Origin of the sequence: Burkholderia sp. Ac-20345, assembly GCF_017104825.1 — a bacterium.
GTDB classification, from domain to species: domain Bacteria; phylum Pseudomonadota; class Gammaproteobacteria; order Burkholderiales; family Burkholderiaceae; genus Burkholderia; species Burkholderia lata_B.
Genome location: NZ_JAAGPO010000169.1, coordinates 1 through 25,373, shown reverse-complemented (window position 1 = coordinate 25,373; position 25,373 = coordinate 1). Strand labels below are relative to the sequence as shown.

The 25,373-nt window shown below is 67.1% G+C and carries 28 protein-coding genes and 1 pseudogene; 16 read left to right on the top strand and 13 right to left on the bottom strand.

The features are described 5' to 3' along the window. Positions 1 to 119: 119 nt before the first annotated feature. From G3O06_RS36590 to G3O06_RS36565, 7 genes and pseudogenes are all read right to left on the bottom strand, one after another. Positions 120 to 854, bottom strand: a pseudogene (locus G3O06_RS36590) (two-component system sensor histidine kinase KdbD); the annotation flags it as partial. A 162-nt stretch (positions 855 to 1,016) separates the two neighbouring features. Then, complete coding sequence (gene kdpC / locus G3O06_RS36585; RefSeq protein ID WP_175000167.1) at positions 1,017 to 1,598, bottom strand: potassium-transporting ATPase subunit KdpC; 582 nt, start codon at positions 1,596 to 1,598, stop codon at positions 1,017 to 1,019. Between the two features lie 25 nt (positions 1,599 to 1,623). Beyond that, positions 1,624 to 3,708: a potassium-transporting ATPase subunit KdpB gene (gene kdpB, locus G3O06_RS36580; RefSeq protein WP_174915853.1), complete on the bottom strand. Its 2,085-nt coding sequence runs from the start codon at positions 3,706 to 3,708 to the stop codon at positions 1,624 to 1,626. A 54-nt stretch (positions 3,709 to 3,762) separates the two neighbouring features. Further along, positions 3,763 to 5,568 carry a potassium-transporting ATPase subunit KdpA gene (gene kdpA / locus G3O06_RS36575; RefSeq protein WP_205819074.1) on the bottom strand — a complete coding sequence of 602 codons (1,806 nt, stop codon included), beginning with the start codon at positions 5,566 to 5,568 and terminating at the stop codon, positions 3,763 to 3,765. Next, positions 5,565 to 5,657 carry a K(+)-transporting ATPase subunit F gene (kdpF, locus tag G3O06_RS36570; RefSeq protein ID WP_006752209.1) on the bottom strand — a complete coding sequence of 31 codons (93 nt, stop codon included), beginning with the start codon at positions 5,655 to 5,657 and terminating at the stop codon, positions 5,565 to 5,567. Before kdpF ends, kdpA begins: the two co-directional genes overlap by 4 nt. After that, positions 5,654 to 5,776, bottom strand: coding sequence for a hypothetical protein (locus G3O06_RS49835; protein ID WP_258403958.1), 123 nt, complete (start codon positions 5,774 to 5,776; stop codon positions 5,654 to 5,656). The genes kdpF and G3O06_RS49835 overlap by 4 nt, the downstream gene beginning before the upstream one ends. A gap of 192 nt (positions 5,777 to 5,968) precedes the next feature. Next, positions 5,969 to 6,943 carry a quinone oxidoreductase gene (locus G3O06_RS36565; protein WP_174971698.1) on the bottom strand — a complete coding sequence of 325 codons (975 nt, stop codon included), beginning with the start codon at positions 6,941 to 6,943 and terminating at the stop codon, positions 5,969 to 5,971. Between the two features lie 416 nt (positions 6,944 to 7,359). Here G3O06_RS36565 and G3O06_RS36560 point away from each other — a divergent pair, with 416 nt between their 5' ends. Next, positions 7,360 to 7,713 (top strand): Rap1a/Tai family immunity protein, encoded by a 354-nt coding sequence (locus G3O06_RS36560; RefSeq protein WP_174971700.1) that lies wholly within the window; start codon positions 7,360 to 7,362, stop codon positions 7,711 to 7,713. A 15-nt stretch (positions 7,714 to 7,728) separates the two neighbouring features. Continuing rightward, the gene (locus G3O06_RS36555; RefSeq protein ID WP_205819073.1) at positions 7,729 to 8,196 is read left to right on the top strand and encodes a T6SS effector amidase Tae4 family protein; all 468 of its coding nucleotides are present in this window, start codon (positions 7,729 to 7,731) and stop codon (positions 8,194 to 8,196) included. A 138-nt stretch (positions 8,197 to 8,334) separates the two neighbouring features. On the opposite strand, the gene G3O06_RS36550 is transcribed toward G3O06_RS36555, so the two are convergent. Both G3O06_RS36550 and G3O06_RS36545 read right to left on the bottom strand, forming a co-directional pair. Then, positions 8,335 to 8,727 carry a methylglyoxal synthase gene (locus tag G3O06_RS36550; RefSeq protein ID WP_011352738.1) on the bottom strand — a complete coding sequence of 131 codons (393 nt, stop codon included), beginning with the start codon at positions 8,725 to 8,727 and terminating at the stop codon, positions 8,335 to 8,337. A 48-nt stretch (positions 8,728 to 8,775) separates the two neighbouring features. Beyond that, a complete protein-coding gene (locus G3O06_RS36545) occupies positions 8,776 to 9,555 on the bottom strand; it encodes an SDR family oxidoreductase (RefSeq protein WP_174971705.1) in 780 nt (259 codons plus the stop codon). A gap of 228 nt (positions 9,556 to 9,783) precedes the next feature. Between G3O06_RS36545 and upp the strand changes: the two genes are divergently transcribed. From upp to rng, 9 genes are all read left to right on the top strand, one after another. Further along, on the top strand, positions 9,784 to 10,434 hold the full coding sequence (gene upp, locus G3O06_RS36540) for a uracil phosphoribosyltransferase (RefSeq protein ID WP_043188934.1): 651 nt from the start codon (positions 9,784 to 9,786) through the stop codon (positions 10,432 to 10,434). Positions 10,435 to 10,651: 217 nt separating this feature from the next. After that, positions 10,652 to 11,380 (top strand): YebC/PmpR family DNA-binding transcriptional regulator, encoded by a 729-nt coding sequence (locus tag G3O06_RS36535; RefSeq protein WP_174971708.1) that lies wholly within the window; start codon positions 10,652 to 10,654, stop codon positions 11,378 to 11,380. Positions 11,381 to 11,484: 104 nt separating this feature from the next. Next, complete coding sequence (purD, locus tag G3O06_RS36530; RefSeq protein ID WP_039370477.1) at positions 11,485 to 12,762, top strand: phosphoribosylamine--glycine ligase; 1,278 nt, start codon at positions 11,485 to 11,487, stop codon at positions 12,760 to 12,762. Between the two features lie 118 nt (positions 12,763 to 12,880). After that, positions 12,881 to 13,804: an oxygen-dependent coproporphyrinogen oxidase gene (gene hemF / locus G3O06_RS36525; protein ID WP_174971710.1), complete on the top strand. Its 924-nt coding sequence runs from the start codon at positions 12,881 to 12,883 to the stop codon at positions 13,802 to 13,804. Between the two features lie 9 nt (positions 13,805 to 13,813). Further along, a complete protein-coding gene (locus tag G3O06_RS36520; RefSeq protein ID WP_254608229.1) occupies positions 13,814 to 14,542 on the top strand; it encodes a nicotinate-nucleotide adenylyltransferase in 729 nt (242 codons plus the stop codon). Between the two features lie 4 nt (positions 14,543 to 14,546). Further along, on the top strand, positions 14,547 to 14,993 hold the full coding sequence (rsfS, locus tag G3O06_RS36515; RefSeq protein WP_174915845.1) for a ribosome silencing factor: 447 nt from the start codon (positions 14,547 to 14,549) through the stop codon (positions 14,991 to 14,993). Between the two features lie 25 nt (positions 14,994 to 15,018). Beyond that, the gene (gene rlmH / locus G3O06_RS36510; RefSeq protein WP_011352746.1) at positions 15,019 to 15,489 is read left to right on the top strand and encodes a 23S rRNA (pseudouridine(1915)-N(3))-methyltransferase RlmH; all 471 of its coding nucleotides are present in this window, start codon (positions 15,019 to 15,021) and stop codon (positions 15,487 to 15,489) included. A 51-nt stretch (positions 15,490 to 15,540) separates the two neighbouring features. Continuing rightward, a complete protein-coding gene (locus tag G3O06_RS36505; RefSeq protein ID WP_205819072.1) occupies positions 15,541 to 16,173 on the top strand; it encodes a Maf family protein in 633 nt (210 codons plus the stop codon). 8 nt (positions 16,174 to 16,181) lie between these two features. Further along, a complete protein-coding gene (gene rng, locus G3O06_RS36500) occupies positions 16,182 to 17,651 on the top strand; it encodes a ribonuclease G (protein ID WP_174971716.1) in 1,470 nt (489 codons plus the stop codon). Positions 17,652 to 17,733: 82 nt separating this feature from the next. On the opposite strand, the gene G3O06_RS36495 is transcribed toward rng, so the two are convergent. Together G3O06_RS36495 and G3O06_RS36490 are read right to left on the bottom strand one after the other, a co-directional pair. After that, positions 17,734 to 18,114, bottom strand: a complete 381-nt coding sequence (locus G3O06_RS36495; protein WP_205819071.1) for a DUF1493 family protein — start codon at positions 18,112 to 18,114, stop codon at positions 17,734 to 17,736. 1 nt (position 18,115) lies between these two features. Continuing rightward, entirely contained in the window at positions 18,116 to 18,547 is a 432-nt protein-coding gene (locus G3O06_RS36490; RefSeq protein ID WP_174915905.1) for an STM2901 family protein, read from the bottom strand. A gap of 295 nt (positions 18,548 to 18,842) precedes the next feature. Here G3O06_RS36490 and G3O06_RS36485 point away from each other — a divergent pair, with 295 nt between their 5' ends. From G3O06_RS36485 to G3O06_RS36470, 4 genes are all read left to right on the top strand, one after another. Beyond that, the gene (locus tag G3O06_RS36485; RefSeq protein ID WP_041492911.1) at positions 18,843 to 19,178 is read left to right on the top strand and encodes a 50S ribosome-binding protein YggL; all 336 of its coding nucleotides are present in this window, start codon (positions 18,843 to 18,845) and stop codon (positions 19,176 to 19,178) included. 264 nt (positions 19,179 to 19,442) lie between these two features. Beyond that, the gene (locus G3O06_RS36480) at positions 19,443 to 20,411 is read left to right on the top strand and encodes a PRC-barrel domain-containing protein (protein ID WP_205819070.1); all 969 of its coding nucleotides are present in this window, start codon (positions 19,443 to 19,445) and stop codon (positions 20,409 to 20,411) included. Then, entirely contained in the window at positions 20,408 to 21,667 is a 1,260-nt protein-coding gene (locus G3O06_RS36475) for an MFS transporter (RefSeq protein ID WP_174915839.1), read from the top strand. The genes G3O06_RS36480 and G3O06_RS36475 overlap by 4 nt, the downstream gene beginning before the upstream one ends. A gap of 41 nt (positions 21,668 to 21,708) precedes the next feature. Next, complete coding sequence (locus G3O06_RS36470; RefSeq protein WP_174915904.1) at positions 21,709 to 22,275, top strand: FUSC family protein; 567 nt, start codon at positions 21,709 to 21,711, stop codon at positions 22,273 to 22,275. A 56-nt stretch (positions 22,276 to 22,331) separates the two neighbouring features. On the opposite strand, the gene G3O06_RS36465 is transcribed toward G3O06_RS36470, so the two are convergent. Then, entirely contained in the window at positions 22,332 to 22,712 is a 381-nt protein-coding gene (locus G3O06_RS36465; RefSeq protein WP_174915838.1) for an RcnB family protein, read from the bottom strand. Positions 22,713 to 22,818: 106 nt separating this feature from the next. Further along, positions 22,819 to 24,570 carry a lipid A export permease/ATP-binding protein MsbA gene (msbA, locus tag G3O06_RS36460; RefSeq protein ID WP_241020425.1) on the bottom strand — a complete coding sequence of 584 codons (1,752 nt, stop codon included), beginning with the start codon at positions 24,568 to 24,570 and terminating at the stop codon, positions 22,819 to 22,821. 224 nt (positions 24,571 to 24,794) lie between these two features. On the opposite strand from msbA, the gene G3O06_RS36455 reads away from it, so the two are divergent. Then, positions 24,795 to 25,373: glycosyltransferase family 2 protein (locus tag G3O06_RS36455; RefSeq protein WP_205819069.1), on the top strand; the 579-nt coding region annotated here is incomplete at its 3' end.

Here is a 25,373-nt window from a genome sequence, read left to right as displayed (position 1 = left end):
TGTTCATTTATATACACCTGCAATCTGTAATTTTCTATGTCTTTTTTTATTTATCACACCGCCCCACACACACATATACAAGATAGTTCACACTCTTTCCCTCCCCGACCCTCTTCCGATCTCTGGATCGAGCGGTCGGCGCGGTACTCGCGCATCTGCGCGTCGACGCGATCGGCCGTACGCCGCAGCGCCAGTTCGCGCAGCGCGATCAGGTTGCCCTTGCGGAAGAAGTTGCGCACCGCGCGCTCGGCCTGCTGCGCGAGATAGACCTTGCCGTCGCGCATCCGCTCGAGCAGTTCCTCGGCCGGCAGGTCGACGAGCGTGACTTCATCGGCCGCGTCGAACACGCGATCGGGCACCGTCTCCCACACGCGGATGCCGGTGATCGCGCCGACCACGTCGTTCAGGCTTTCGAGGTGCTGGACGTTGACGGTCGTGTAGACGTCGATGCCCGCATCGAGCAGTTCGTACACATCCTGCCAGCGCTTCAGGTGCCGTGCGCCCTGCACGTTCGAGTGTGCGAGTTCATCGACGAGGATCAGTTGCGGCTGGCGCGCGAGCGCGCCATCGAGATCGAACTCGGCGAGCGTGCGGCCGCGATAGTCGATGCGCGCGAGCGGCAGCACATCGAGGCCGTCGAGCAGCGCGGCGGTTTCGCTGCGCCCGTGGGTCTCGACGATGCCGACGACGACGTCGACGCCTTCCTGCAGGCGCTGGCGAGCGGCCTGCAGCATCGCGTAGGTCTTGCCGACACCGGCCGATGCGCCGAAGAAGATCTTGAGCTGGCCGCGCCGCTGCTTTTCTTCGTCACGCTGCAGCTTGTCGAGGAGTTGGTCTGGGTCGGGACGATTCATGCGTCAGAAAGGCGGAGCGCCCGGATGCGCGCGAGTACGAGCATTGTTGTTCCAAATCGCCGCAAAAGGCAAAGACGGCGCATGCGCCGTCGGGAAAAGGTGCGTCCGGCGCGGATCGAGCCGCGCCGGATGCCGGTTGCCGCCGGAAGCCCGGACGCGCGGTCAGTGCGCGGCCTGCGCCGCGTCGAGTGCGAGGTTCAACTTCAGCACGTTCACGCGCGGTTCGCCGAGCACGCCGAACTGGCGGCCCGTCGTGTTCGCGGCGACGAGCTGCGCGACCGCGTCGGGCGCCAGGTTGCGCGCCTTCGCGACGCGCTCGACCTGGTACGCGGCGGCGGCCGGCGTGATCTCCGGATCGAGGCCGCTCGCCGACGCCGTCACGAGGTCGACCGGCACGGGCTTCGACATGTCGGTGCCCGCATCGTGCAGCGCGGCGATGCGCCCCTTCACCTGGTCGGCAAGCGACGGGTTCAGCGGGCCGAGGTTCGAGCCGCCGGAGCCGGACGCGTTGTACGGCATCGGCGACGTGGCCGACAGCCGGCCCCAGAAATACTTCGGCGCATCGAACTGCTGGCCGATCAGCGCGGAGCCGACCGGCTTGCCGTCCTTCTCGATCAGGCTGCCGTTCGCCTGCGACGGGAACACGGCCTGACCGAACACGGTCATCACGGCCGGGTACGCGAGCCCCGTCACCGCGGTCAGCACGACAAAGATCACGACGAGCGGACGAATCAACGTTTTCATGATGTTTCCTTCAAATACGGCCGGCTCAGGCCCAGCCGAGTGCAGCGAGCGTCATGTCGATCAGCTTGATGAACGGGAACGGCAGCAGCACGCCGCCGAGGCCGTACACCAGCAGGTTGCGGCGCAGGAGCGACGCGGCGCCGAGCGGCCGGTACGTGACGCCCTTCAGCGCGAGCGGAATCAGCGCGACGATGATCAGCGCGTTGAAGATCACCGCCGACAGGATCGCCGACGCCGGCGACGTCAGGTGCATGATGTCGAGCACGCGCAGCTGCGGATAAGTGGTCACGAACGCGGCCGGAATGATCGCGAAATACTTCGCGATGTCGTTCGCGATCGAGAACGTCGTCAGCGAACCGCGCGTCATCAGCATCTGCTTGCCGATCTCGACGATCTCGATCAGCTTCGTCGGGTTCGAGTCGAGGTCGACCATGTTGCCGGCTTCCTTCGCGGCCTGCGTGCCGGTGTTCATCGCCACGGCGACGTCGGCCTGCGCGAGCGCCGGCGCGTCGTTGGTGCCGTCGCCCGTCATCGCGACGAGGCGCCCTGCGGCCTGGTGTTCGCGGATCGTCGCGAGCTTCGTTTCCGGCGTCGCTTCCGCGAGGAAATCGTCGACGCCCGCTTCCGCCGCGATCGCAGCAGCCGTCAGCCGGTTGTCGCCCGTCACCATCACGGTCTTGATGCCCATCTTGCGCAGCTCCGCGAAGCGCTCCTTGATGCCGCCCTTCACGATGTCCTTCAGCTCGATCACGCCGAGCACGCGGGCCGCGCCGTCATGCAGGTCGGCCACGACGAGCGGCGTGCTGCCGCGGCGCGCGACTTCGTCGACCGCGCGGCGCACTTCTTCCGGGAAGCGGCTGCCGTGCGACTCGACGTAGTTGCGGATCGCATCGGCCGCGCCCTTGCGGATCTCGCGGCCGGGCAGATCGACGCCGCTCATCCGCGTCTGCGCGGAGAAGCCGATGAACGTCGCGTGCAGCTGCCCCATGTCGCGCTGGCGAATGTTGAAGCGCTCCTTCGCGAGCACGACGATGCTGCGGCCTTCCGGCGTTTCGTCGGCGAGCGACGACAGTTGCGCGGCATCGGCCAGCGCTTCCTCGGTCACGCCCGGCGCCGGCACGAACGTCGATGCCTGGCGGTTGCCGAGCGTGATCGTGCCGGTCTTGTCGAGCAGCAGCACGTCGACGTCGCCGGCCGCTTCCACCGCGCGGCCCGACGTCGCGATCACGTTCGCCTGCATCATCCGGCTCATCCCGGCCACGCCGATCGCGGACAGGAGCCCGCCGATCGTCGTCGGGATCAGGCACACGAGCAGCGCGACGAGCGCGGTGATCGTCACCACGTGGCCGGCCTTCATCGCTTCGACCGAGAACATCGAGAACGGCAGCAGCGTCGCGGTCGCGAGCAGCATCACGATCGTCAGCGCGACGAGCAGGATCGTCAGCGCGATCTCGTTCGGCGTCTTCTTGCGCTTCGCGCCTTCGACCATCGCGATCATCCGGTCGAGGAACGCCTCGCCCGGGTTCGCGGTGACCTTGACGACGATCCAGTCCGACAGCACGCGCGTGCCGCCGGTCACCGACGAGAAGTCGCCGCCCGATTCACGGATCACGGGCGCGGATTCGCCGGTGATCGCCGATTCGTCGACCGATGCGACGCCATCGACCACCTCGCCGTCGGCCGGGATCACGTCGCCGGCCTCGACCAGTACGACGTCGCCCTTGCGCAGCTCGGTCGCGGTCGTAATGCGGATCGGCGACTTCGGATGCGGCTCGTTGAGCTTCTTCGCCATCACGTCTTTCTTCGCGCTGCGCAGCGACGCGGCCTGCGCCTTCGAGCGCCCTTCCGCGAGCGCTTCGGCGAAGTTCGCGAACAGCACGGTGAACCACAGCCACAGCGCGATCGCGAGGATGAAGCCCGCGGGCGCCTCGGCCTGGCCGGCGAGCGCCGCGATCCACAGGATCGTGGTCAGGATGCTGCCGACGTACACGCAGAACATCACCGGATTGCGGAACTGCGTGCGCGGCGTGAGTTTCTTGAACGAGTCCACGATCGCCGGGCGCAGCAGCGCCGGGTCGAACATGGACCGTGTTGCGGAATGTTGAGTCATTGCGATCTCTTCAATCTCTTGAGTCTTTTCAAGGTGTCGCGATGCGGGCGCGCATTACGCGCCCAGCCACATCATCAGGTGCTCGACGCCCGGACCGAGCGCAAGCGCCGGCACGTAGGTCAGCGCGCCCACCAGCAGCACGGTGCCGAGCAGCAGCACGACGAACAGCGGACCGTGCGTCGGCAGCGTGCCGCTCGTCACCGCGATGCGCTTCTTCGCGGCCAGCGAGCCGGCGATCGCCAGCACCGGAACGATCGTGCCGAAGCGGCCGAACCACATCGCGATCGCGGTCATCCAGTTGTAGAACGGCGTGCCGACCGTCAGGCCCGCGAACGCGCTGCCGTTGTTGTTGGCGGCCGAGCTGAACGCGTACAGGATTTCCGAGAAGCCGTGCGGCCCCGGGTTCGCGATGCCGGCCTTGCCCGCATCGGCAAGCACGGCGATCGACGTGCCGACCAGCACCAGCAGCGGCGTGAGCAGCACGACGATCGACACCATCTTCATCTCATACGCCTCGATCTTCTTGCCGACGTATTCCGGCGTGCGGCCGATCATCAGGCCGGCGACGAACACCGCGAGCAGCGCGAACACGAGCATCCCGTAGAGACCCGAGCCAACCCCGCCGTAGATCACCTCGCCGAGTTGCATCAGCAGCATCGGCACGAGGCCGCCGAGCGGCGTCAGCGAATCGTGCATCGTGTCGACGGCGCCGCACGACGCGGCCGTCGTCGCGACCGTGAAGATGCCGGTCTGCGCGATGCCGAAGCGCGTTTCCTTGCCTTCCATGTTGCCGCCCGGCTGCAGCGCGTTCGTCGACTGGTCGACGTGCAGCGCGGCGAGCGTCGGGTTGCCGCCCTGCTCGGCGCTTACCTCGGCGCCGATCGCGAGCACGAACGCGACCGTCATCGCCGCGAGCACGGCGATACCCTGCCGGCGGTCGCCGATCATGCGGCCGAACACGAGCGCCAGCGCGGCCGGGATGATCAGGATCGAGAAGATCTGCAGGAAGTTCGCGAACGGCGTCGGGTTCTCGTACGGGTGCGCGGAGTTCGCGTTGAAGAAGCCGCCACCGTTGGTGCCGAGCATCTTGATCGCTTCCTGCGACGCAACCGGGCCCATCGCGAGCGTCTGCTTCGTGAGCGGCGTCGGCACCGTGACCGCGTTGCCCTTGTCGTCCTTCACCGGATTGCCCTGCGCGTCGAGCTTCGGCGCGGCATAGGTGCTCGCCTGCAGCACCGGCACGTCCTGATACGACTTCATGTTCTGGATCACGCCCTGGCTCATCAGCAGCGCGGCGATGATCATCGACATCGGCACGAGCACGTACATCGTCACGCGCGTGAGGTCGACCCAGAAGTTGCCGATCGTCTGCGCGGTATGACGCGCGAAGCCGCGGATCAGCGCGATCACGACGACGATGCCGGTCGCCGCCGACAGGAAGTTCTGCACGGTCAGGCCGAGCATCTGCGTCAGGTAGCTGACGGTCTGCTCGGGCGTGTAGTCCTGCCAGTTGGTGTTGGTGACGAAGCTGACGGCCGTGTTGAACGCGCCGTCGACCGTCATCGCGCCGAACTGTTGCGGGTTGCCGGGCAGGAAGCCCTGCAGGCGCAGCAGGCCGTAGAGGAACAGCGCGCCGAGTGCGTTGAACGCGATCGTCGCGACTGCATACTGCTTCCAGTTCATCTCGCTGCCGGCATCGACGCCGGCGATGCGGTACAGCGCGCGTTCGAGCGGCCCGAACACGCGCACGACACGCGAGCTGCCGTCCATCACCGCGGACAGGTAGCGCGCGACCGGAACGGCCGCTGCCAGCAACACGACGACGAAGAGCGCCGTCTGAAAGAGATTGTTCGCGTTCATTCGATGTCCTCCGCGCGCAGCAGCGCAAAGACGAGATACGCGAACAGCAGGGCCGTCGAGGCGCCCGCCAGCCAAAGCATCCAGGTCATGCTCGCCCCCCGCGACCGTATTGCACAAGCTTGTCGCAACCGGCAACCAAGCCGAGGATCAGCGCGGTGAAGAGCACCAGTACGCCGATGAAAACCCCATCCATTTTTCTGTTCTCCATCGTCGAAATCAGACGACTAGAACCTTATGGGAACGCACGTAAAGGACGGGTCAAAGGTATCGGGGCGCGTATAAAAAACGTGTAAACGCGGATTTCAGGGGAGGACGGCGGGAACCGGGAGGCAGGACGGACGGCGCCGTGGCGCCGCGCGGAACAGCGCGTGCCGGCATGGCGCCGGCACGAGGAGGCAGGTCAGGGAACGAGGATCGTCGAGCCGGTGGTCTTGCGCGCTTCGAGATCTTCATGCGCGCGGCCGACTTCCGCGAGCGGATAGCGCTGGTTGATGCTCGTCTTCACCTTGCCGGACAGCAGCACGTCGAACAGCTCGGCGGCAGCGGATTCGAGATCGGCGCGCTTCGCGATGTACGAGAACAGCGTGGGCCGCGTAAAGAACAGCGAGCCGCGCGACGAGAATTCCTTCGAGTCGATCGGCGGCAGCGGGCCCGACGCGTTGCCGAAGCTGACGAACAGCCCGAGCGGCGCGAGGCTGTCGAGCGAGCCGATGTAGGTGTCCTTGCCGATCGAGTCATAGACGACCGGCACGCCCGCGCCGTTCGTGATCTCCTTCACGCGCTGCGTGAAGTTCTCGCGCGTGTAGACGATCGGATGGTCGCAGCCGTGCGCCTTCGCGAGCGCGGCTTTCTCGTCGGAGCCGACCGTCCCGATCACGGTCGCGCCGAGCGCCTTCGCCCACTGGCACACGAGCAGGCCGACACCGCCGGCCGCCGCATGGATCAGGATCGTGTCGCCGGCTTTCACCGGATACGTGCGGCGCAGCAGGTAGTGCGCGGTCAGGCCCTGCAGCATCACCGACGCCGCGTCGTCGTAGCTGATGCCGTCCGGCAGCTTCACGAGCCGCTCGGCCGGCATCACGCGCTCCTGCGCGTACGCGCCCGGCGGCTGCCCGACGTACGCGACGCGGTCGCCCGCCTTGAGCGTGGTCACGCCTTCGCCGACGGCCGTCACCTCGCCCGCCGCCTCCATCCCGAGACCGCCGGGCAGCGGTTGCGGGTAAAGGCCGGTGCGGAAATAGACGTCGATGTAGTTGAGGCCGACCGCGTGCTGCTTCACGCGCACCTCTCCCGCTTTCGGTTCGCCGACCTCGACATCGACCCACTTCATCACGTCCGGGCCGCCCGGTTGGTCGTATCGGATTGCTTTCGGCATCGTTTCGCTCCTTGTTTGTCTGGAAATCCGGTTCGGCGAATGCGTCGACACCGCCCAAAAGGCGATACATGCAGACGCGGGGCTCAGCGAGTGATTCTCGCTCGTTGTGCACGGTCATGCAGCGCGTCGTCGAAATCCCTTTATTCCGTAGGGTTTTCGCAGAAGACGGATGGCACGACGTCCAGCCGGTCGCCGTTATTGGTTCATCACGCGTGCGGCGCACATGCCATGCGCAACACTTTGTCACCTTCAAGTCACGACCTGCAGGGTGGATGAAATGGCCGCCGAGTACGCGACGGCAAAGCGCCGCCGCCCGGCAGGCCCGTGTGCCATGCCCCGCTATGAAGCGTCGAAGGAAATTGAAGGAAAGACGGCCGTGCTATTTTTCTTTTCGCCGAATCCACGAGCCCCATGCCATGAATGCCCTTGTCATCCGGAGTGTATTTGTTTTCGCGTCGTTGTCGGCAAGCATCGGCGTCGCACACGGCGCCGCAGTACCGCGTGTCGACGGCACCCGGCTACTCGACGGCATGAGCCGCACCGACAACACGCCGTACGCCGACGCCGAGCGTCACGCCATGACCGGTTATCTGGCCGGCGTGGCCGATACCACAGAAGGCAAGGAATGGTGCGACAACGGACGCGTCAAACCGGGAGAAATCGATTCCGAAGTACTCGGCGATCTCCGGAAGCTGCCGAACGGTGCGTTGCGGGCAAACGCAGCAGGACTGGTCACCCGCATCCTGCGACAAAAATATCCTTGCCGTTGATCGGGGAACCGCTGTTTGAAACCACACTTTTCCTTGTTGAGCAGCCACTACCCGAGCAACAGAACCGTTTCGCGGGAAGCGCTTTACGAAGCGCTGGGCTGGCAGGACCTGATCTCCAATCCGTCGTATGCGAATACCTGCGCCATCCGGGTCAGCCTGGCACTCGTTAGGAGCGGCATGACATTGCGCGGCGGGCTCGTGATTCAGAAAGGTCCGCACCGGGGTCGGCGCATTGAAGCCGGGCAAGCCAGACTGGCCAGAATGCTGGCGGAGCCGGTGTATTTCGGCAAAGCCGCAGTGTTTCAGCGGGACGACGCGGCAGCCGGCATTGCCGGCAGAAAAGGCGTGGTGGCGTTCTGGAATATTCCGGGCTACATGAACGGCCGTGGCGGCCACATCGACCTGATTGACGGTGCACGCGCCCTCTGCAGCTCGGATTGCTACTGGACGGCATCCACCGTGTGGTTCTGGCCATTACGATGACCGTCCGAACCCGGTCTCGTCCGTCGCAACCTGCACCCACGTCGCCCCGCCTCCGCCCCCCTTACGCTCGGCGTCGTCTGTCGCATCCTCCACGCGGCAGATGACGCCGAGCGGGCGCGCTCATCCGTGGCTGGCGCCCTAGCAAACGTCCTGCATGTTGCGCGCCAGATCGTCGAGCAGCATCCGCGCGGTTGCGACGTTGGTCGCGACCGGCACGTCGTGCACGTCGCACGCCCGCACGAGCGCGGTGATGTCGGGGTCGTGCGGCTGCGCGGTCATCGGGTCGCGCAGGAACACGACGATGTCGATGCGGCCGTCGGCCAGTTCGGCACCGATCTGCAGATCGCCGCCGAGCGGCCCCGACAACTTGCGCTCGACCTCGAGCCCGTGCGCGTCCGCGATGCGGCCGCCCGTCGTGCCGGTCGCCACCAGCCGGCATTGCGCGAGCGTCGCGCGGAATTCGCCCGCGAGCGCGACGATCTCGTCCTTCTTCGCGTCGTGCGCAATCAATGCGATGCGGGGTTTGCTCATCTCCAGATCCTTCGTTTCAGGTTGTTGTCGTGAAAAGCGGTGCGCGCGTCAGAACGTGCCCGGATACGAGCCGCCGTCGAGCAGCCAGTTCTGCCCGGTGATGTAGCCGGCGTGCACGCTGCACAGGAACGCGCACGCCGCGCCGAACTCTTCGCGCGTGCCGAGGCGGCCGGCCGGGATGTCCTTCGTGCGCCGCGCGCGCATCTCGTCGACGCTCACGCCCTGCGCCTTCGCCGACGCGGCAAGCGTGGTCGCGATCCGGTCGGTGTCGAACAGGCCCGGCAGCAGGTTGTTGATCGTCACGCCCTGCCCCGCGACCTTGCGCGACAGCCCCGCGACGAAGCCGGTCAGCCCCGAGCGCGCGCCGTTCGACAGCGCGAGCACGTCGATCGGCGCCTTCACGGCCGAGCTCGTGATGTTGACGATCCGGCCGAAGCCGCGCGCGATCATCCCGTCAAGCGTCGCGCGGATCAGCTCGATCGGCGTCAGCATGTTTGATTCGAGCGCGCGGATCCAGTCGTCGTGCGAGAAATCGCGGAAGTCGCCGGGCGGCGGGCCACCGGCATTCGTCACGAGAATGTCCGGCTGCGGGCACGCGGCGAGCGCGGCCGCGCGCCCGTCGGGCGTCGTAATGTCGCAGGCGACCGCCGTCACCGACACGTTCGCGCCGGCGCGGATCTCCTCCGCGGTTTCCTCCAGCGTGTCGCGCGTGCGCGCGACGATCACGAGGTTCACGCCCTCGGCGGCCAGCGCTTCCGCGCAGCCGCGACCGAGCCCCTTGCTGGCCGCGCACACGAGCGCGGTCTTTCCTGCGATACCGAGATCCATCGTCGATTCCTTGGTAGCGACGCGCGCCGGCTCGGCCCGTCGCGCCGGCGCATGGACCACGGGCGGGCCAGGCGGCGAACGGGCGGGCGCGGGCGCGCGGATTGTCGTGAGACGTCGATATTATCCGGATCAAGCGGCGCGCCTTGGTAAAATTGCGGACATAAGCGCGCGGCCGGCTTGCGCCCGCCACCGCCCCCGATCCTCTTTTGCCGCCAAGGCGCCCCCGTCATGAAACAGGACAGCCGTTTCCCGAATCTCTTCATCACCGATCATCCGCTGATCCAGCACAAGCTCACGCACATGCGCGACAAGGACACGTCCACGCGCACGTTCCGCGAGCTGCTGCGCGAAATCACGCTGCTGATGGGTTACGAGATCACCCGCAACCTGCCGATCACGACCAAGCGGGTCGAAACCCCGCTCGTCGAGGTCGACGCGCCGGTGATCGCGGGCAAGAAACTGGCGATCGTGCCGGTGCTGCGCGCAGGCATCGGGATGTCGGACGGCCTGCTCGACCTGGTTCCTTCCGCGCGCGTCGGCCACATCGGCGTGTACCGCGCCGAGGACCACCGCCCGGTCGAATACCTGGTGCGCCTGCCGGACCTGGAAGACCGCATCTTCATCCTGTGCGACCCGATGGTCGCGACCGGCTACTCGGCCGTGCACGCGGTCGACGTGCTGAAGCGCCGCAACGTGCCGGCCGCGAACATCATGTTCGTCGCGCTGGTCGCCGCTCCCGAAGGCGTGCAGGTGTTCCAGGACGCGCACCCGGACGTGAAGCTGTTCGTCGCGTCGCTCGATTCGCACCTGAACGAGCACGCGTACATCGTGCCGGGCCTCGGCGACGCGGGCGACCGCCTGTTCGGCACCAAGAACTGAGCACCGGCACGGCCGCGCGACGCTCGGCCCGGCTCGCGGCGGCCTGCCTGGCCGTTCGGCCATGCGCGGCGGCCCCGATCCGGCGGTCGCCGCGTGATAAAATCTCGATCCACTCGACACGCGCGGCCCCGCGGCTTCATGCCCGCCGAAACGGCCGCCGATTCAACGACACATTGAAACAATCGCCCGCGCAGCGCGCCCGGGCACGGAGAAAGGTATGGCTGGTCATTCGAAATGGGCCAACATCAAGCATAAGAAGGCAGCGGCCGACGCGAAGCGCGGCAAGATCTGGACCCGCCTGATCAAGGAAATCCAGGTCGCGGCGCGCCTCGGCGGCGGCGACGTCAACTCGAACCCGCGCCTGCGTCTCGCGGTCGACAAGGCGGCCGATGCGAACATGCCGAAAGACAACGTCAAGCGCGCGATCGATCGCGGCGTTGGCGGTGCGGATGGCGCGAACTACGAAGAGATCCGTTACGAAGGCTACGGCATCAGCGGCGCGGCGATCATCGTCGACACGCTGACCGACAACCGCACCCGCACGGTCGCGGAAGTCCGCCATGCGTTCTCGAAGTTCGGCGGCAACATGGGCACCGACGGCTCGGTCGCGTTCATGTTCGATCACGTCGGCCAGTTCCTGTTCGCACCGGGCACGTCGGAAGACGCGCTGATGGAAGCCGCGCTCGAAGCCGGCGCGAACGACGTGAACACGAACGACGACGGTTCGATCGAGGTGCTGTGCGACTGGCAGGCATTCTCGGCGGTGAAGGACGCGCTCGAAGCCGGCGGCTTCAAGGCGGAACTCGCCGAAGTGACGATGAAGCCGCAGAACGAAGTCGAGTTCGCCGGCGACGACGCGGCGAAGATGCAGAAGCTCCTGGACGCGCTCGAGAACCTCGACGACGTGCAGGACGTGTATACGAACGCCGTCATCGTCGAGGAATGATGTGCCGGCCGCCGTGCTCCTGTCGCGGCGGCGGCCCGACCGAATCCGCGGCCGGCGCGCCTGAGCGTGCCGGCCGCCCTGTTTTCTAGTCTGCGGGGAATCCCATGAAACTACTCGTCGTCGGTTCCGGCGGCCGCGAACATGCGCTGGCGTGGAAGCTCGCGCAGTCGCCGCGCGTCCAGATGGTCTACGTCGCGCCCGGCAATGGCGGCACGGCGCAGGACGAGCGCCTGAAGAACGTCGACATCACGGCGCTCGACGAACTCGCCGATTTCGCGGAACGCGAAGGCGTCGCGTTCACGCTCGTCGGGCCGGAAGCGCCGCTCGCGGCCGGCATCGTCAACCTGTTCCGCGCACGCGGCCTGAAGGTCTTCGGCCCGACCCGCGAAGCCGCGCAGCTCGAGAGCTCGAAGGATTTCGCAAAGGCGTTCATGAAGCGCCACGGCATCCCGACCGCCGAGTACGAAACGTTCTCCGACGTGGCCGCCGCGCACGCGTACATCGACGCGAAGGGTGCGCCGATCGTCGTGAAGGCCGACGGCCTCGCGGCCGGCAAGGGCGTCGTCGTCGCGATGACGCTGGAAGAAGCACACGAAGCCGTCGACATGATGCTGTCGGGCAACAAGCTCGGCGATGCTGGCGCGCGCGTCGTGATCGAGGAATTCCTCGATGGCGAGGAAGCGAGCTTCATCGTGATGGTCGACGGCAAGCACGCGCTGGCGCTGGCTTCCAGCCAGGACCACAAGCGCCTGCTCGACGAGGACCGCGGCCCGAACACCGGCGGCATGGGTGCGTACTCCCCTGCACCGATCGTCACGCCGCAGATGCACGCACGCGTGATGCGCGAGATCATCATGCCGACCGTGCGCGGGATGGAGAAGGACGGCATCCGCTTCACGGGCTTCCTGTATGCGGGCCTGATGATCGACAAGGAAGGCAATCCGCGCACGCTCGAGTTCAACTGCCGGATGGGCGACCCGGAAACGCAGCCGATCATGGCGCGCCTGAAGAGCGATTTCTCGAAGGTCGTCGAGCAGGCGATCGCGGGCACGCTCGATACGGTCGAGCTCGACTGGGACCGCCGTACCGCGCTTGGCGTCGTGCTGGCCGCGCACGGTTATCCGGACGCGCCGCGCAAGGGCGACCGCATCAACGGAATCCCGGCCGAGACCGAACAGGCAGTCACGTTCCATGCAGGCACGACGCTCGACGGCGACAAGCTGACGACGTCCGGCGGCCGCGTGCTGTGCGTGGTCGGCCTCGCCGATTCGGTGCGCGAAGCGCAGCAACATGCGTACGAGACGATCAACCAGATCAATTTCGAAGGCATGCAGTACCGCCGCGACATCGGCTTCCGCGCGCTCAACCGCAAGAGCGCGTGACGTCGCAATCGCCGCCCCGCCCTCGCGCGGTGGCGGCCCCTCTGCCGGGGTTCGATAGAATGCCCGGCAGAGGCCTTTTTTACGGCCCCCGCTTCGAGCGGGGGCAGCCAGTCCAGACATGACCGATTCGACCTACGACGTAGCGCGCGTGCGCACGTACCTCCAGAGCCTACAGACACGCATCGCCGACGCGCTCGGCGCGCTCGACGGCACGCCGCTCGCGACCGACGCATGGCAGCGCGGGCCCGCCGAACGCCTGCGCGGCGGCGGCTGCACGCGGATTCTCGAAGGCGGTCGCGTGTTCGAACGCGCGGGGATCGGCTTTTCCGACGTCGCGGGCGATGCGCTGCCGCCGTCGGCGAGCGCGGCACGCCCGCAGCTCGCGGGCCGCGGCTTCGAGGCGCTCGGCGTGTCGCTGGTGCTGCACCCGCGCAATCCGTATTGCCCGACCGTCCACATGAACGTGCGGATGCTGATCGCGACGAAACCGGGCGAGGAGCCCGTGTTCTGGTTCGGCGGCGGCATGGATCTGACACCGGTTTACGGTTTCGAGGACGACGCCCGGCATTTCCACCAGACCTGCAAGGATGCGCTCGACCCGTTCGGCGTCGAGCTCTACCCGCGCTTCAAGAAATGGTGCGACGAGTATTTCTTCCTGAAGCACCGCAACGAGATGCGCGGCATCGGCGGGATCTTCTTCGACGATTTCTCGGAGCCCGGTTTCGAACGCTCGTTTGACATGATGCAAAGCGTCGGCGACGCGTTCCTGCAGGCCTACCTGCCGATCGTCGAGCGTCGCGCCGAGCTGCCGTACGGCGAGCGCGAGCGCGATTTCCAGGCGTACCGCCGCGGCCGCTACGTCGAATTCAACCTCGTGTTCGACCGCGGCACGCTGTTCGGCCTGCAAAGCGGCGGCCGGACCGAGTCGATCCTGATGTCGATGCCGCCGGTCGCGAACTGGCGCTATAACTGGCAGCCCGAGCCGGGTTCGCCGGAAGCGCGCCTGTACAGCGACTTCATCGTGCCGCGCGACTGGGTCTGACCCGCACACGTGTTGCTTCAAAAAAAGGACGCGTTTCTGGACACCACCGCCCGCCCCGCCCCGCTGCCGCGTCGTATCGGCTTGCTGGGCGGCACTTTCGACCCGATCCATGACGGCCATCTCGCGCTCGCGCGCCGGTTCGCCGAGCTGCTCGGCCTGACCGAACTCGTGCTGCTGCCCGCCGGGCAGCCGTACCAGAAGCGCGACGTGTCGGCCGCCGAGCATCGGCTCGCGATGACGCGCGCGGCCGCCGGCTCGCTGTCCGTGCCGGGCGTGACCGTGACCGTCGCCACCGACGAGATCGAGCACGTCGGCCCGACCTACACGGTCGAGACGCTCGCGCGCTGGCGCGAGCGGATCGGCCCGGACGCGTCGCTGTCGCTGCTGATCGGGGCCGACCAGCTGGTGCGCCTCGATACGTGGCGCGACTGGCGCAACCTGTTTGACTACGCGCACATCTGCGTGTCGACGCGCCCGGGTTTCGACCTCGGCGCGGCGCCGCCGGACGTCGCGCAGGAAATCGCCGCGCGGCAGGCCGGCGCCGACGTGCTGAAGGCCACGCCGGCTGGCCGCCTGCTGATCGATACGACCCTTTCGTTCGACATTGCCGCGACCGACATCCGCGCCCACCTGCGCGAATGCATCGCGCGCCATGCGCAAATGCCCGACGCATCGGCCGAGCATGTGCCGGCCGCCGTATGGGCCTATATTCTTCAACATCGCCTCTACCATTCCTGAATCCATGGATATTCGCAAACTGCAGCGCGTGATCGTCGACGCCCTCGAAGACGTCAAGGCGCAAGACATCAAGGTGTTCAACACCAGCCACCTGACCGAACTGTTCGACCGCGTGGTCGTCGCTTCGGGCACCTCCAACCGCCAGACCAAGGCCCTCGCGTCGAGCGTGCGTGACAAGGTCAAGGAAGCCGGCGGCGACATCGTCAGCTCCGAGGGCGAAGACACCGGCGAATGGGTGCTCGTCGACTGCGGCGATGCGGTCGTGCACATCCTGCAACCGGCCCTGCGCCAGTACTACAACCTCGAGGAAATCTGGGGCGACAAGCCCGTGCGGATGAAGCTCGGCGGCGGCAAGGGCAACGGCTTCGCCACGGCCAGCGAAAGCGAGGAAGACGAAGAGGAAGCCGCGCCCGCCCGCCCGGCGCGCAAGACGGCCGCCCGCCGCCGTTGAGCCCCGAGTCGTTACGCGTCTCCCGATGAAGCTTTTCATCCTTGCGGTCGGCCACAAGATGCCGGGCTGGATCGCATCCGGCTTCGACGAATACACGAAGCGGATGCCGCCCGAGCTGCGCATCGAGTTGCGCGAGATCAAGCCCGAACTGCGTTCGGGCGGCCGCAGCGCCGAAAGCGTGATGGCGGCCGAGCGGCAGAAGATCGAGGCCGCGTTGCCGAAGGGCGCGCGCCTCGTCGCGCTCGACGAGCGCGGCCGCGACTGGACCACGATGCAGCTCGCGCAGGCGCTGCCCGGCTGGCAGCAGGACGGCCGCGATGTCGCGTTCGTGATCGGTGGCGCCGACGGGCTCGATCCGGAACTGAAAGCACGCGCCGACACGCTGCTGCGCATCTCGAGCATGACGCTGCCGCACGGGATGGTGCGCGTGCTGCTCGCCGAACAGCTTTACCGGGCGTGGAGCATCACGCAGAATCACCCCTACCATCGCGCATGACGTGTCGTCCTCGAGACGCGCGCCACGCGCGCACACCGAGATAACGACACCATGCCGTCCAGCACGCCCCCCGCGCTTTTCCCGACCCTTTACCTCGCTTCGCAAAGCCCACGCCGCCAGGAGCTGCTGCTGCAGATCGGCGTGCGCTTCGAGCTGCTGCTGCCGCGCCCCGACGAGGACGCCGAAGCGCTCGAGGCCGAGCTGCCCGGCGAAGCCGCCGATGCCTACGTGCGGCGCGTGACCGTCGCGAAGGCCGAGGCCGCGCGTGCGCGCCTCGTCGCGAGCGGCAAGCCGGCCTCGCCGGTGCTGGTCGCCGATACGACCGTCACGATCGACGGCGCGATCCTCGGCAAACCGGCCGACGCCGACGACGCGCTCGCGATGCTGACGCGCCTCGCGGGCCGCGAACACGCGGTGCTGACCGCCGTCGCCGTGATCGATGCCGACGGCGAACTGCTGCCGCCCGCGCTGTCGCGCTCGTCGGTGCGCTTCGCGGCCGCATCGCGCGACGCGTACGCGCGCTACGTCGAATCGGGCGAACCGTTCGGCAAGGCCGGCGCGTACGCGATCCAGGGGCGCGCGGCCGAATTCATCGAGCGAATCGACGGTTCCCATTCAGGTATCATGGGTCTGCCCCTTTTTGAGACTGCCGCGCTGCTACGCACCGCGCGCGTCGCCTTCTGAACCCCACCATGAACGAAGAAATCCTGATCAACCTCACGCCGCAGGAAACGCGCGTCGCACTCGTCCAGCAAGGCGCGGTGCAGGAGCTTCACGTCGAGCGCACGCTGTCGCGCGGGCGGGTCGGCAACATCTATCTCGGCAAGGTCGTGCGGGTGCTGCCCGGCATGCAGTCGGCGTTCATCGACATCGGCCTCGAACGCGCGGCGTTCCTGCACGTCGCCGACATCTGGCATCCGCGCCTCGCGGGCGAGCCGCAGTCGGGCGCGCCGCACCAGCCGATCGAGAAGACCGTGTTCGAGGGCCAGACGCTGATGGTCCAGGTGATCAAGGATCCGATCGGCACGAAGGGCGCGCGGCTGTCGACGCAGGTCAGCATCGCGGGCCGCACGCTCGTCTACCTGCCGCAAGAGCCGCATATCGGCATCTCGCAGAAGATCGAGAGCGAGGCCGAGCGCGAGGCCGTGCGCGCGCGCCTGACGGCCGTGATCCCGGCGGACGAGAAAGGCGGCTACATCGTGCGCACGATCGCCGAGGATGCGACCTCCGACGAACTCGCCGGCGACGTCACGTACCTGCGCAAGACGTGGGCGACGATCGTCGCCCAGGCGCAGCGGCTGCCGGCGACGAGCCTGCTGTACCAGGATCTCGATCTCGCGCAGCGCGTGCTGCGCGATTTCTCAAACGACGACACGACGCGCATCCAGGTCGATTCGCGCGAAACGTACCAGCGCCTCTCGGAATTCGCGGGCGAGTTCACGCCGGCCGTGAGCCCGAAGCTGCACCACTACACGGGCGAGCGGCCGCTGTTCGACCTGTACAACATCGAGACGGAGATCCAGCGCGCGCTGTCGCGCCGCGTCGACCTGAAGTCGGGCGGCTACCTGATGATCGACCAGACCGAGGCGATGACGACGATCGACGTGAACACCGGCGGCTACGTCGGCGCACGCAACTTCGACGACACGATCTTCAAGACCAACCTCGAGGCCGCGCATACGATCGCGCGGCAGCTGCGGCTGCGCAACCTCGGCGGGATCATCATCATCGACTTCATCGACATGGAGAACGCCGAACATCGCGACGCGGTGCTGTCCGAGCTGAAGAAGGCGCTGTCGCGCGACCGCACGCGCGTGACGGTCAACGGCTTCTCGCAGCTCGGGCTCGTCGAGATGACGCGCAAGCGCACGCGCGAATCGCTCGCGCACGTGCTGTGCGAGCCGTGCCCGACCTGCCAGGGCAAGGGCCAGGTGAAAACGTCGCGCACCGTGTGCTACGACATCCTGCGCGAGATCCTGCGCGAATCGCGGCAGTTCAACCCGCGCGAATTCCGCGTGATCGCCGCGCAACAGGTGATCGACCTGTTCCTCGACGAGGAATCGCAGCATCTCGCGATGCTGATCGACTTCATCGGCAAGCCGGTGTCGCTGCAGGTCGAGTCGAACCTGAGCCAGGAGCAGTACGATATCGTGCTGATGTAACGGCCGTTCGAGTGCGGTTGCGCGAATCCTGCCCGGCACGGCACGGATTTCGTGCAGCCCGCATGCATGCGTTGGCGAACGGCTATTCCGCGCGGGTTGCTTCCCGTGCGAAGCGCTCGATCGCTTCGGTATCCCATCGGCCGAGACGCATGGCCTCCTCCAGCATGCCAAGCGTAAGCGGCACGCGTTCCGGATCACGATATTTCGACGAAAGCAGCCCAAGGAACGTTCTGACCATATCTAGCGTTTCCGGACCGATGTATCGCTGATACGGGAAACGCTCGACGTCGATCCCGAAGGTCTCGCCCCACTTGTCGATAAATTCGATCGCATCGATTCCCGTGATGCGGAGGTCTTCTTCCATCCGGCTTGAACGTGACAGCTTCAACGGACCGCCGAAGAGCGGGCGCCCCAATTCCTCCCGCGCGAATGTTTCGAGTTGATCCCATGCCGTGTCCGTCATTTCAGAGCACCCTGTCTTCCGGTTTTGCAATGCTGTTGTAGACCTGCACCGTATTCCACATGACGACTGCCGCATCGGTGGCAAGCATGATAGTCCCGACAACCGGCACGGCACGCCCGACGAACGCACCGAGGTTACGAGTCATCGCGATTCGCACACCACCTGCACCGGCTTTCGTGATGGTCGGCAACCGAATGCCGACGTTGAACGGCAGCGCTTTGCGAGCGGCAATCGACGCAACGGATGTGCCGGCCACCGCGCCGCGCAGCTTGCCGGGAATCGGTACATCGTTCTGTCCCAACAGGACGGCAGCCGCAGCGCCGAGGTCGTGAACGCCAAACCGTTTGCAAACCTGATTCACGGCAACCCGGAAAAACAGATCCCCGGGCGTGAGATCGACACGCCCCTCGTACGAATAGCGATTGTCCGACATACGGCCCTCGTTGTTGTTCGAATAGCCGCAGACCTTAGCAAAGACGAACACGCGCGCCATCCCTGTATCATTCGGTCATGCGTGCACTGGGCCCCTTGACCAGGCCACACGGCGAAAGGCGCATCGGGCAATTGTTTAAGAACAGTTTCCAGACGAGCCCCGCGATCACGACACATCGCGACGGCTCGACGCTCTACCCTTTCGCCGCCAGCCTCGGCCGTGCGGCACGTCGACATGGTGCCTGCGCCAGCCGGCGCACTACCCTTTCTCACCTCTCATTCATTCACCACACACCATGAGCCAAGGCCACAACCGCCGCCAGCGCAAGAAACTCCACATCGGCGAATTCCAGGAACTCGCGTTCAACGCCACCGCGCATTACCGCAATGAAATGACCGACCTCGAGCGCGGCGAACTGATCGACGCGTTCATCGACTTCGTCGAAGCGAACGGGTTGCTGACCGTCGCGTCGGCGGACGAAGGCATCGGCGCTTACGTGATTTCCGGCGCACCGCGCGGCACGACGACCGACGCCGACCGCGAGCTCGTGCGCGGCTGGCTGGCCGCACGGCCGGAACTGACCGACGTCAAGGTCAGCGAATTCACCGACGCGTGGTACCCGGAAGCCTGAGTTTCCGGTTTCACCTGCTTCGTCCGGCGCGCGCGCCGGACGCACTCGCCACGCGCCGCCGGGCACGCGGCGCATGTAACCGCCCGTCCGCCCCACCCCACGATCCCTTCCTTTTCCCGACAGTCCGCCTCCAGAAAGCCATCGAAATCGGTCCTGAAAGCAAGACACGTTAAAATCTCACCTCGCGTGGTGCGCCGCCCGCACCCGCCATCCATCGCCAGCCGCGTGCCCTCGGGCCGCCCCCGACCCATGGAGTGAGTGTCAATGAGCGGCGGACTTCCGTTTCCCGCATCCCGCAAGTCGTTGCCGTCCTCGACGGTCTTCCTGATTCTCGCCGCCGCCACGCTGCTGTCCGGCTGCGGGCTGCTGCCGGTCCAGAATCCGCCCGCGCCGATCAGCGAGGCGCTCGTCGAGCCCGTCGAGGAAACCGCCGGCGAACCGCTGACGATGCCGCCCGTGCCGGCCCCGACGCATCCGGAAGAACCGGAAGTGCCGAAGAAGCCGCACCGCGAAGTCACGCGGCCGAAGCCCGTGCAGCGCACCGAATCGCCGACACCGCCGCCGCCTCCGCCCCCGCCGATCGTCGCGACGCGCCCGCTCGACCGCACCCAGATCCATGCGCTGCTCGACAGCGAAGTCGCGCGCCGCAACGGCAAGGTGATCGGCCGCGCGGTCGACATGGTGATCGACGCGAGCGGCAAGCCGCGGGAGATGATCGTCAACCTGCAGGGCTTCATGGGCGTCGGCGACCGCAAGGTCATCTTCCCGTGGAACGTGTTCCGCTTCACGCCGGGCGGCAAACAGGAGCCGATCGTGCTCGATGTACCGTCGGGCGACCTGCCGACCGCCGCGCGGCCCAAGGCCGTGCCGCTGTCGGGTTCGGCCGCGGCCTCGCCCGCGACGCGACTGCCGATGCTCGACAGCGACGTCGAGCGCCCGAACGGCACGAAGATCGGCCGCATCGTCGACGTGCTGATTGACCGCGCATCGCAGCCGCAGGCGGTCGTGCTCGACCTCGGCGGCCTCGTCAATACCGACCGCCGTTCGATCGCCGCGAGCTGGGGCGCGCTGCGCTTCGTCACGCGCGACAAGGCGCTGCGCCCGCAACTCGACCTGAACGACGCACAGATCAAGGCGTCGCCGCCCTACGCGGCCGACAAGCCGATCGTCGCGGTCTTCCCGCCCGTTGCCCCGGCACCGGTGCCGGCTTCGTCTGCGAGTGCGACCCGATGACGATCAAGCATTCCGTCAGCGTACGCAGTCTCCGGTCCCTCGACTGGCTCAACTTCTTCGTTGCAAACGTTCAAACAGGGTTCGGTCCGTTCATCGCGTCCTACCTCGCGTCGCACAAGTGGACGCAGGGCGAGATCGGCATGGTGCTGTCGATCGGCACGATCAGCGCGATGGTCAGCCAGGTGCCGGGCGGCGCGGCCGTCGATGCGCTGAAGAACAAGAAAGGCGCGGCCGCATGGGCGATCGTGGCCATCATCCTGTCCGCGGTGCTGCTCGCGTCGAGCCCGACGATCGTGCCGGTGATCGCCGCCGAGGTATTCCATGGTTTCGCGAGCTGCATGCTCGTGCCGGCGATGGCCGCAATCTCGTTCTCGCTCGTCGGCCGCGCCGACCTCGGCGACCGGCTCGGCCGCAACGCGCGCTGGGCATCGATCGGCAGCGCGGTCGCGGCGGGCCTGATGGGGCTCACCGGCGAATACTTCTCCGCGCGCGCGGTGTTCTGGCTGACCGCCGTGCTGGCGCTGCCCGCGCTGTTCGCGCTCGCGATGATCCAGCCAACGCACGAGGTGATCCCGCAGTCGTCGAAACCCGACGACCACGACGAGGCCGGCGAACGCGAAACGCTGCTCGAACTGCTGCGCGACCGCCGGATGCTGATCTTCGCGGCGTGCGTCGTGCTGTTCCACCTGTCGAACGCCGCGATGCTGAACCTCGCGGCCGGTGAAGTCACGGCCGGGATGGGCGAGAACGTGCAGCTCGTGATCGCCGCGTGCATCATCGTGCCGCAGGCGATCGTCGCGATGCTGTCGCCGTGGGTCGGCCGCTCCGCGCAACGCTGGGGGCGCCGGCCGATCCTGCTGCTCGGCTTCTCCGCGCTGCCGGTGCGCGCGCTGCTGTTCGCGGGCGTGAGCAGCCCGTACCTGCTGGTGCCCGTGCAGATGCTCGACGGCATCAGCGCGGCCGTGTTCGGCGTGATGCTGCCGCTGATCGCGGCCGACGTCGCGGGCGGCAAGGGCCGCTACAACCTGTGCATCGGGCTGTTCGGGCTCGCGGCCGGGATCGGCGCGACGCTCAGCACGGCCGCGGCCGGCTATGTTGCCGATCATTTCGGCAATGCCGTCAGCTTCTTCGGGCTCGCGGGCGCCGGTGCGCTCGCAGTGCTGCTGGTCTGGCTCGTGATGCCCGAAACGCGCGTCGAGAATGGCGACGCGGCCGCCGACGAACCGGCCGCCGCATCGCCCGAACAGGCGCGCTGACACCGGCGCGCCATCGTTACCCGCTTCTTGGCCAACGCATGATGGATACGATCAGGACACTCAACGAAGCCCGCCAGCAGATCCAGCAGTCGATCTTCGATCTGTTCAAGGGGCTGTCATTCAGCGAACGGCTCGCGCAAGGCGGGCTGATGGCGCTCCAGGCCGTGTGCGGCGCGTGCCTCGCGTATGCGATCGGCCGCGCGATGCACTCCGAGCAGGCCGTGTGGGCGGCGATCACCGCGATCGCCGTGACCCAGCACAACTACTCGGACACGATGTCGCTGTCGCGCGACCAGTTCGTCGGCGCGATGGTCGGCGGCGTGCTCGGCTTCGCCGGCGCGGCGCTCGGCGGCGACCGCCTCGTCGCGTATGCGATTACCGTCGCGGTCGTGATCGTCTGCTGCTGGTGCCTGAATGTCGGCAGCGCGGCACGGCTCGGCGGCGTGACCGCGACGATCGTGCTGCTGTTTCCGGGCAACGGCCCGCTGTGGGACATTCCGCTGATACGGCTCGGCGAGGTGACGCTCGGCACCGTGTGTGCGCTGGGCGTGTGCTGGGTGATGTCGAAAATCGAGCGCCGCTGGTTCCGTCACGCAGCGGCAAAGTAACGCGGTAGACCGGCACGTATCGCGGCATCGCGATACGTGCCGGGGGATCGGCCAGGTCAGTCGCCGATGCGCAGCACGATGCCGGAGCCGATCTGCACCAGCAGGTGATCCCCGCCGACGCCGACCCATTGATAGCCGCGCGGCGGCGGGCTCAGGCGATAGCCGCGCCAGTCGTCGATCACGTACTGGCGATCGCGGAACTCGGGAGGAAGCCGGTCGCCCTTGTGCCACTCGCGGCGCGGCTGGTCGGCCCAGCGCGGCGGCACGTCGTTCTCATGACGCATCTGGCCGGGCGGCATGTGTTTCGGACCATGGCCGTGCTGCATGCCGTGGCCACCCTGGTCGTTGTGGTTGTCGTGGTCCTGCGCCATCGCGGCCGGCGCGGCGAAACCCGCCGCGATCAGCGCGGCCAGCATCATCCCGTGCATCTTCTTCATCGTGCCCTCCCTCCGTGTTGTCACGTCGAACGAAACCACTCGAACTACCCGATGAAGACTAGCACACGCTTTCGCGGGGCCACATGACCGCGAACATGACCGCGCGTTACGCCGCCTGCTGCTGGTACTGGATCCGGTGCAGGTGCGCGTAGAGGCCGCCGTGGCGCAGCAATTCGTCGTGGCTGCCCTCTTCGACGATCTTGCCGGCCTCGAGCACGAGGATGCGGTCCGCGCGCTCGATCGTCGACAGCCGGTGCGCGATCACGAGCGTCGTGCGGCCTTCCATCAGCCGTTCGAGCGCGGCCTGCACGTGGCGCTCCGATTCCGAGTCGAGCGCCGAAGTCGCTTCGTCGAGGATCAGGATCGGCGCGTCCTTGTAGATCGCGCGCGCGATCGCGAGCCGCTGGCGCTGGCCGCCGGATAGCCGCATTCCGTTGCCGCCGACGAGCGTGTCGAGCCCGTCGGGCATCGCAGCAACCGCATCGGCGAGGTTCGCGGCCTCGAGCGCGGCCTGCACGCGCGCCCGGTCGGGCGTCTGCCCGTACGCGACGTTCGCGGCGATCGTGTCGTTGAACAGCACGACGTCCTGGCTCACCATCGCCATCTGGCTGCGCAGCGCGTGGAGGTCGTAGTCGGCAACCGGCACGCCGTCGACCAGGATCGCACCGTCGGTCGGGTCGAAGAAGCGCGGCAGCAGGTTCACGAGCGTCGTCTTCCCGCTGCCGGACGGGCCCGCGAGCGCGATCATTTCACCCGGCGCGACCTTGAACGAGATGCGGTCGAGCGTCGGCCGCTCGGCCGCGCCGTAGTCGAACGACACGTTGCGGAACTCGATGTCGCCGCGCGCATGTGCCAGCGGCCGGCCGCCACCCTGCGGCTCGGCCGGTTCGTCGATCAGCCCGAAGATCAGCTCGGCGGCCGTCATCCCGCGCTGCAACGGCTGGTTGACGTCGATCAGGTGCTTGAGCGGCGAGATCACCAGCAGCATCGACGTGACGAACGCGACGAAGCCGCCGACCGTCGTCTGGTCGTTCGACGACTGCACGACCGCGATCGTGATCACGACCGCAAGCGCGATCGACGCGAGGAACTGCGTGAGCGGCTGAGCGAGGCCGCCGGAGACCGTCATGCGCATCGCGTAGCCGCGCAGGCGCTTGCTCATCTGCGTGAAGCGGTCCATCTCGTACGCTTCGCCGTTGTGCACCTTGACGACCTTGTAGCCGCCGACCGTCTCCTCGACGATGTACGACAGCTCGTTGGTCAGCGTCTGGTGCTCGCGGTTCAGGCGGCGCAGGCGGCGGTTGATCTTGCTGACGAGCCAGCCGATGCCGGGCAGGATCACCGCGACGATCAGCGTGAGCCGCCAGTTCAGATAGAACAGGTAGCCGAGCAGGAAGATCACCGTCAGCGAATCGCGCACGAGCGTGACCATCACGCCCGTCAGCACCGACAGGATCTGGTTGACCTCGAACACGATCGCGTTGATCACCGTGCTCGCAGTCTCGCGCTGGAAGAACGACGCGCTCGTGTGGAGCATCCGCTGGAACATTTCGAGCCGCAACTGCAGCAGGATGCGGTTCGATACATAGTTGAGCAGGTAATTCGACGTGTACTGCGACACGCCGCGCACGAGCGCGAGGCCGATCACCGCGACCGGCACGTACCATTTCGCGCTGTCGCTGCCATGCGCGCCGAAGCCGTGGTCGAGGAGCGGCTTGAGCAGCGCCGGGATACCGGCCTCGGTGGCCGCGACGACGCCCATCGTCATCACGGCGAGCACCACGATGCCGATCAGCGGCCGGATGTACGGCCACAGGCGCTTGAGGACCGTCACGGGCGAGGTGCCCGTGCCGTCCATCGGTTTGCGAAGAGTGTTCTGGGTTTCCAAGGCAATCCTTCTTGAGCCGCGAAGCGGCGCCCGGACGTGGCCGCCCGGGATTTCGCCCTGTCGGGCGGGTGCCGAAAAGGGCTCAACATTATAGCCGCACCGCCCCGGCCGGCACGGTCATGGCCGACGCGGGCGGCGGCCGGGCCGCGGGTATACTGCCGCTCACCGTTTTCTCCGCATTTTCCGACGATTTCATGGCTGAACCCTCCCTCGGCGTCGCCCTCATCGCCCTCAACGCGTCCGCGCGGCTTGCGCAGTGCCTGGCCGCGCTGTCGTTCGCCGACGACGTCGTCGTCATCGACGGCGGCAGCACCGACGATACCGTCGCGATCGCGCAGGCGCACGGCGCGCGCGTGATCGTCGAGCGCGACTGGCCGGGCTTCGGCCCGCAGAAGAACCGCGCGCTCGACGCGCTCGACACCGACTGGATCCTGTCCCTCGATACCGACGAAGTCGTCACCCCGGAACTCGCGCAGTCGATCCGCGACACCATCCGCGCGCCGGCCGCGCAGGTCTTTGCGGTCGACCGGCTGTCGAGCTTCTGCGGCCAGTGGATCCATCACAGCGGCTGGTATCCGGACTGGATCCCGCGCCTGTTCCGGCGCGGCGCCGCGCGCTTCTCGGACGATCTCGTGCACGAGCGCCTCGTGTTCGACGGCGCCGCGCAGCGCCTGTCCGGCAAGCTGATGCACTACTCGTACGAGGATTTCGAAACCGTCGTGCGCAAGCTCGACGCATATTCGACGGCCGGCGCGCGCCAGCGCCGCGCGGCA

What these genes read in the sequence shown, in the direction of transcription:
- kdpC (WP_175000167.1), bottom strand. Translation starts at nt 1,598, where the DNA reads ATGAAAACGTTGATTCGTCCGCTCGTCGTGATCTTTGTCGTGCTGACC.
- kdpB (WP_174915853.1), bottom strand. Translation starts at nt 3,708, where the DNA reads ATGACTCAACATTCCGCAACACGGTCCATGTTCGACCCGGCGCTGCTG.
- kdpA (WP_205819074.1), bottom strand. Translation starts at nt 5,568, where the DNA reads ATGAACGCGAACAATCTCTTTCAGACGGCGCTCTTCGTCGTCGTGTTG.
- kdpF (WP_006752209.1), bottom strand. Translation starts at nt 5,657, where the DNA reads ATGACCTGGATGCTTTGGCTGGCGGGCGCCTCGACGGCCCTGCTGTTC.
- G3O06_RS49835 (WP_258403958.1), bottom strand. Translation starts at nt 5,776, where the DNA reads ATGGAGAACAGAAAAATGGATGGGGTTTTCATCGGCGTACTGGTGCTC.
- G3O06_RS36565 (WP_174971698.1), bottom strand. Translation starts at nt 6,943, where the DNA reads ATGCCGAAAGCAATCCGATACGACCAACCGGGCGGCCCGGACGTGATG.
- G3O06_RS36560 (WP_174971700.1), top strand. Translation starts at nt 7,360, where the DNA reads ATGAATGCCCTTGTCATCCGGAGTGTATTTGTTTTCGCGTCGTTGTCG.
- G3O06_RS36550 (WP_011352738.1), bottom strand. Translation starts at nt 8,727, where the DNA reads ATGAGCAAACCCCGCATCGCATTGATTGCGCACGACGCGAAGAAGGAC.
- G3O06_RS36545 (WP_174971705.1), bottom strand. Translation starts at nt 9,555, where the DNA reads ATGGATCTCGGTATCGCAGGAAAGACCGCGCTCGTGTGCGCGGCCAGC.
- upp (WP_043188934.1), top strand. Translation starts at nt 9,784, where the DNA reads ATGAAACAGGACAGCCGTTTCCCGAATCTCTTCATCACCGATCATCCG.
- G3O06_RS36535 (WP_174971708.1), top strand. Translation starts at nt 10,652, where the DNA reads ATGGCTGGTCATTCGAAATGGGCCAACATCAAGCATAAGAAGGCAGCG.
- purD (WP_039370477.1), top strand. Translation starts at nt 11,485, where the DNA reads ATGAAACTACTCGTCGTCGGTTCCGGCGGCCGCGAACATGCGCTGGCG.
- hemF (WP_174971710.1), top strand. Translation starts at nt 12,881, where the DNA reads ATGACCGATTCGACCTACGACGTAGCGCGCGTGCGCACGTACCTCCAG.
- rsfS (WP_174915845.1), top strand. Translation starts at nt 14,547, where the DNA reads ATGGATATTCGCAAACTGCAGCGCGTGATCGTCGACGCCCTCGAAGAC.
- rlmH (WP_011352746.1), top strand. Translation starts at nt 15,019, where the DNA reads ATGAAGCTTTTCATCCTTGCGGTCGGCCACAAGATGCCGGGCTGGATC.
- G3O06_RS36505 (WP_205819072.1), top strand. Translation starts at nt 15,541, where the DNA reads ATGCCGTCCAGCACGCCCCCCGCGCTTTTCCCGACCCTTTACCTCGCT.
- rng (WP_174971716.1), top strand. Translation starts at nt 16,182, where the DNA reads ATGAACGAAGAAATCCTGATCAACCTCACGCCGCAGGAAACGCGCGTC.
- G3O06_RS36495 (WP_205819071.1), bottom strand. Translation starts at nt 18,114, where the DNA reads ATGACGGACACGGCATGGGATCAACTCGAAACATTCGCGCGGGAGGAA.
- G3O06_RS36490 (WP_174915905.1), bottom strand. Translation starts at nt 18,547, where the DNA reads ATGTCGGACAATCGCTATTCGTACGAGGGGCGTGTCGATCTCACGCCC.
- G3O06_RS36485 (WP_041492911.1), top strand. Translation starts at nt 18,843, where the DNA reads ATGAGCCAAGGCCACAACCGCCGCCAGCGCAAGAAACTCCACATCGGC.
- G3O06_RS36480 (WP_205819070.1), top strand. Translation starts at nt 19,443, where the DNA reads ATGAGCGGCGGACTTCCGTTTCCCGCATCCCGCAAGTCGTTGCCGTCC.
- G3O06_RS36475 (WP_174915839.1), top strand. Translation starts at nt 20,408, where the DNA reads ATGACGATCAAGCATTCCGTCAGCGTACGCAGTCTCCGGTCCCTCGAC.
- G3O06_RS36470 (WP_174915904.1), top strand. Translation starts at nt 21,709, where the DNA reads ATGGATACGATCAGGACACTCAACGAAGCCCGCCAGCAGATCCAGCAG.
- G3O06_RS36465 (WP_174915838.1), bottom strand. Translation starts at nt 22,712, where the DNA reads ATGAAGAAGATGCACGGGATGATGCTGGCCGCGCTGATCGCGGCGGGT.
- msbA (WP_241020425.1), bottom strand. Translation starts at nt 24,570, where the DNA reads ATGGACGGCACGGGCACCTCGCCCGTGACGGTCCTCAAGCGCCTGTGG.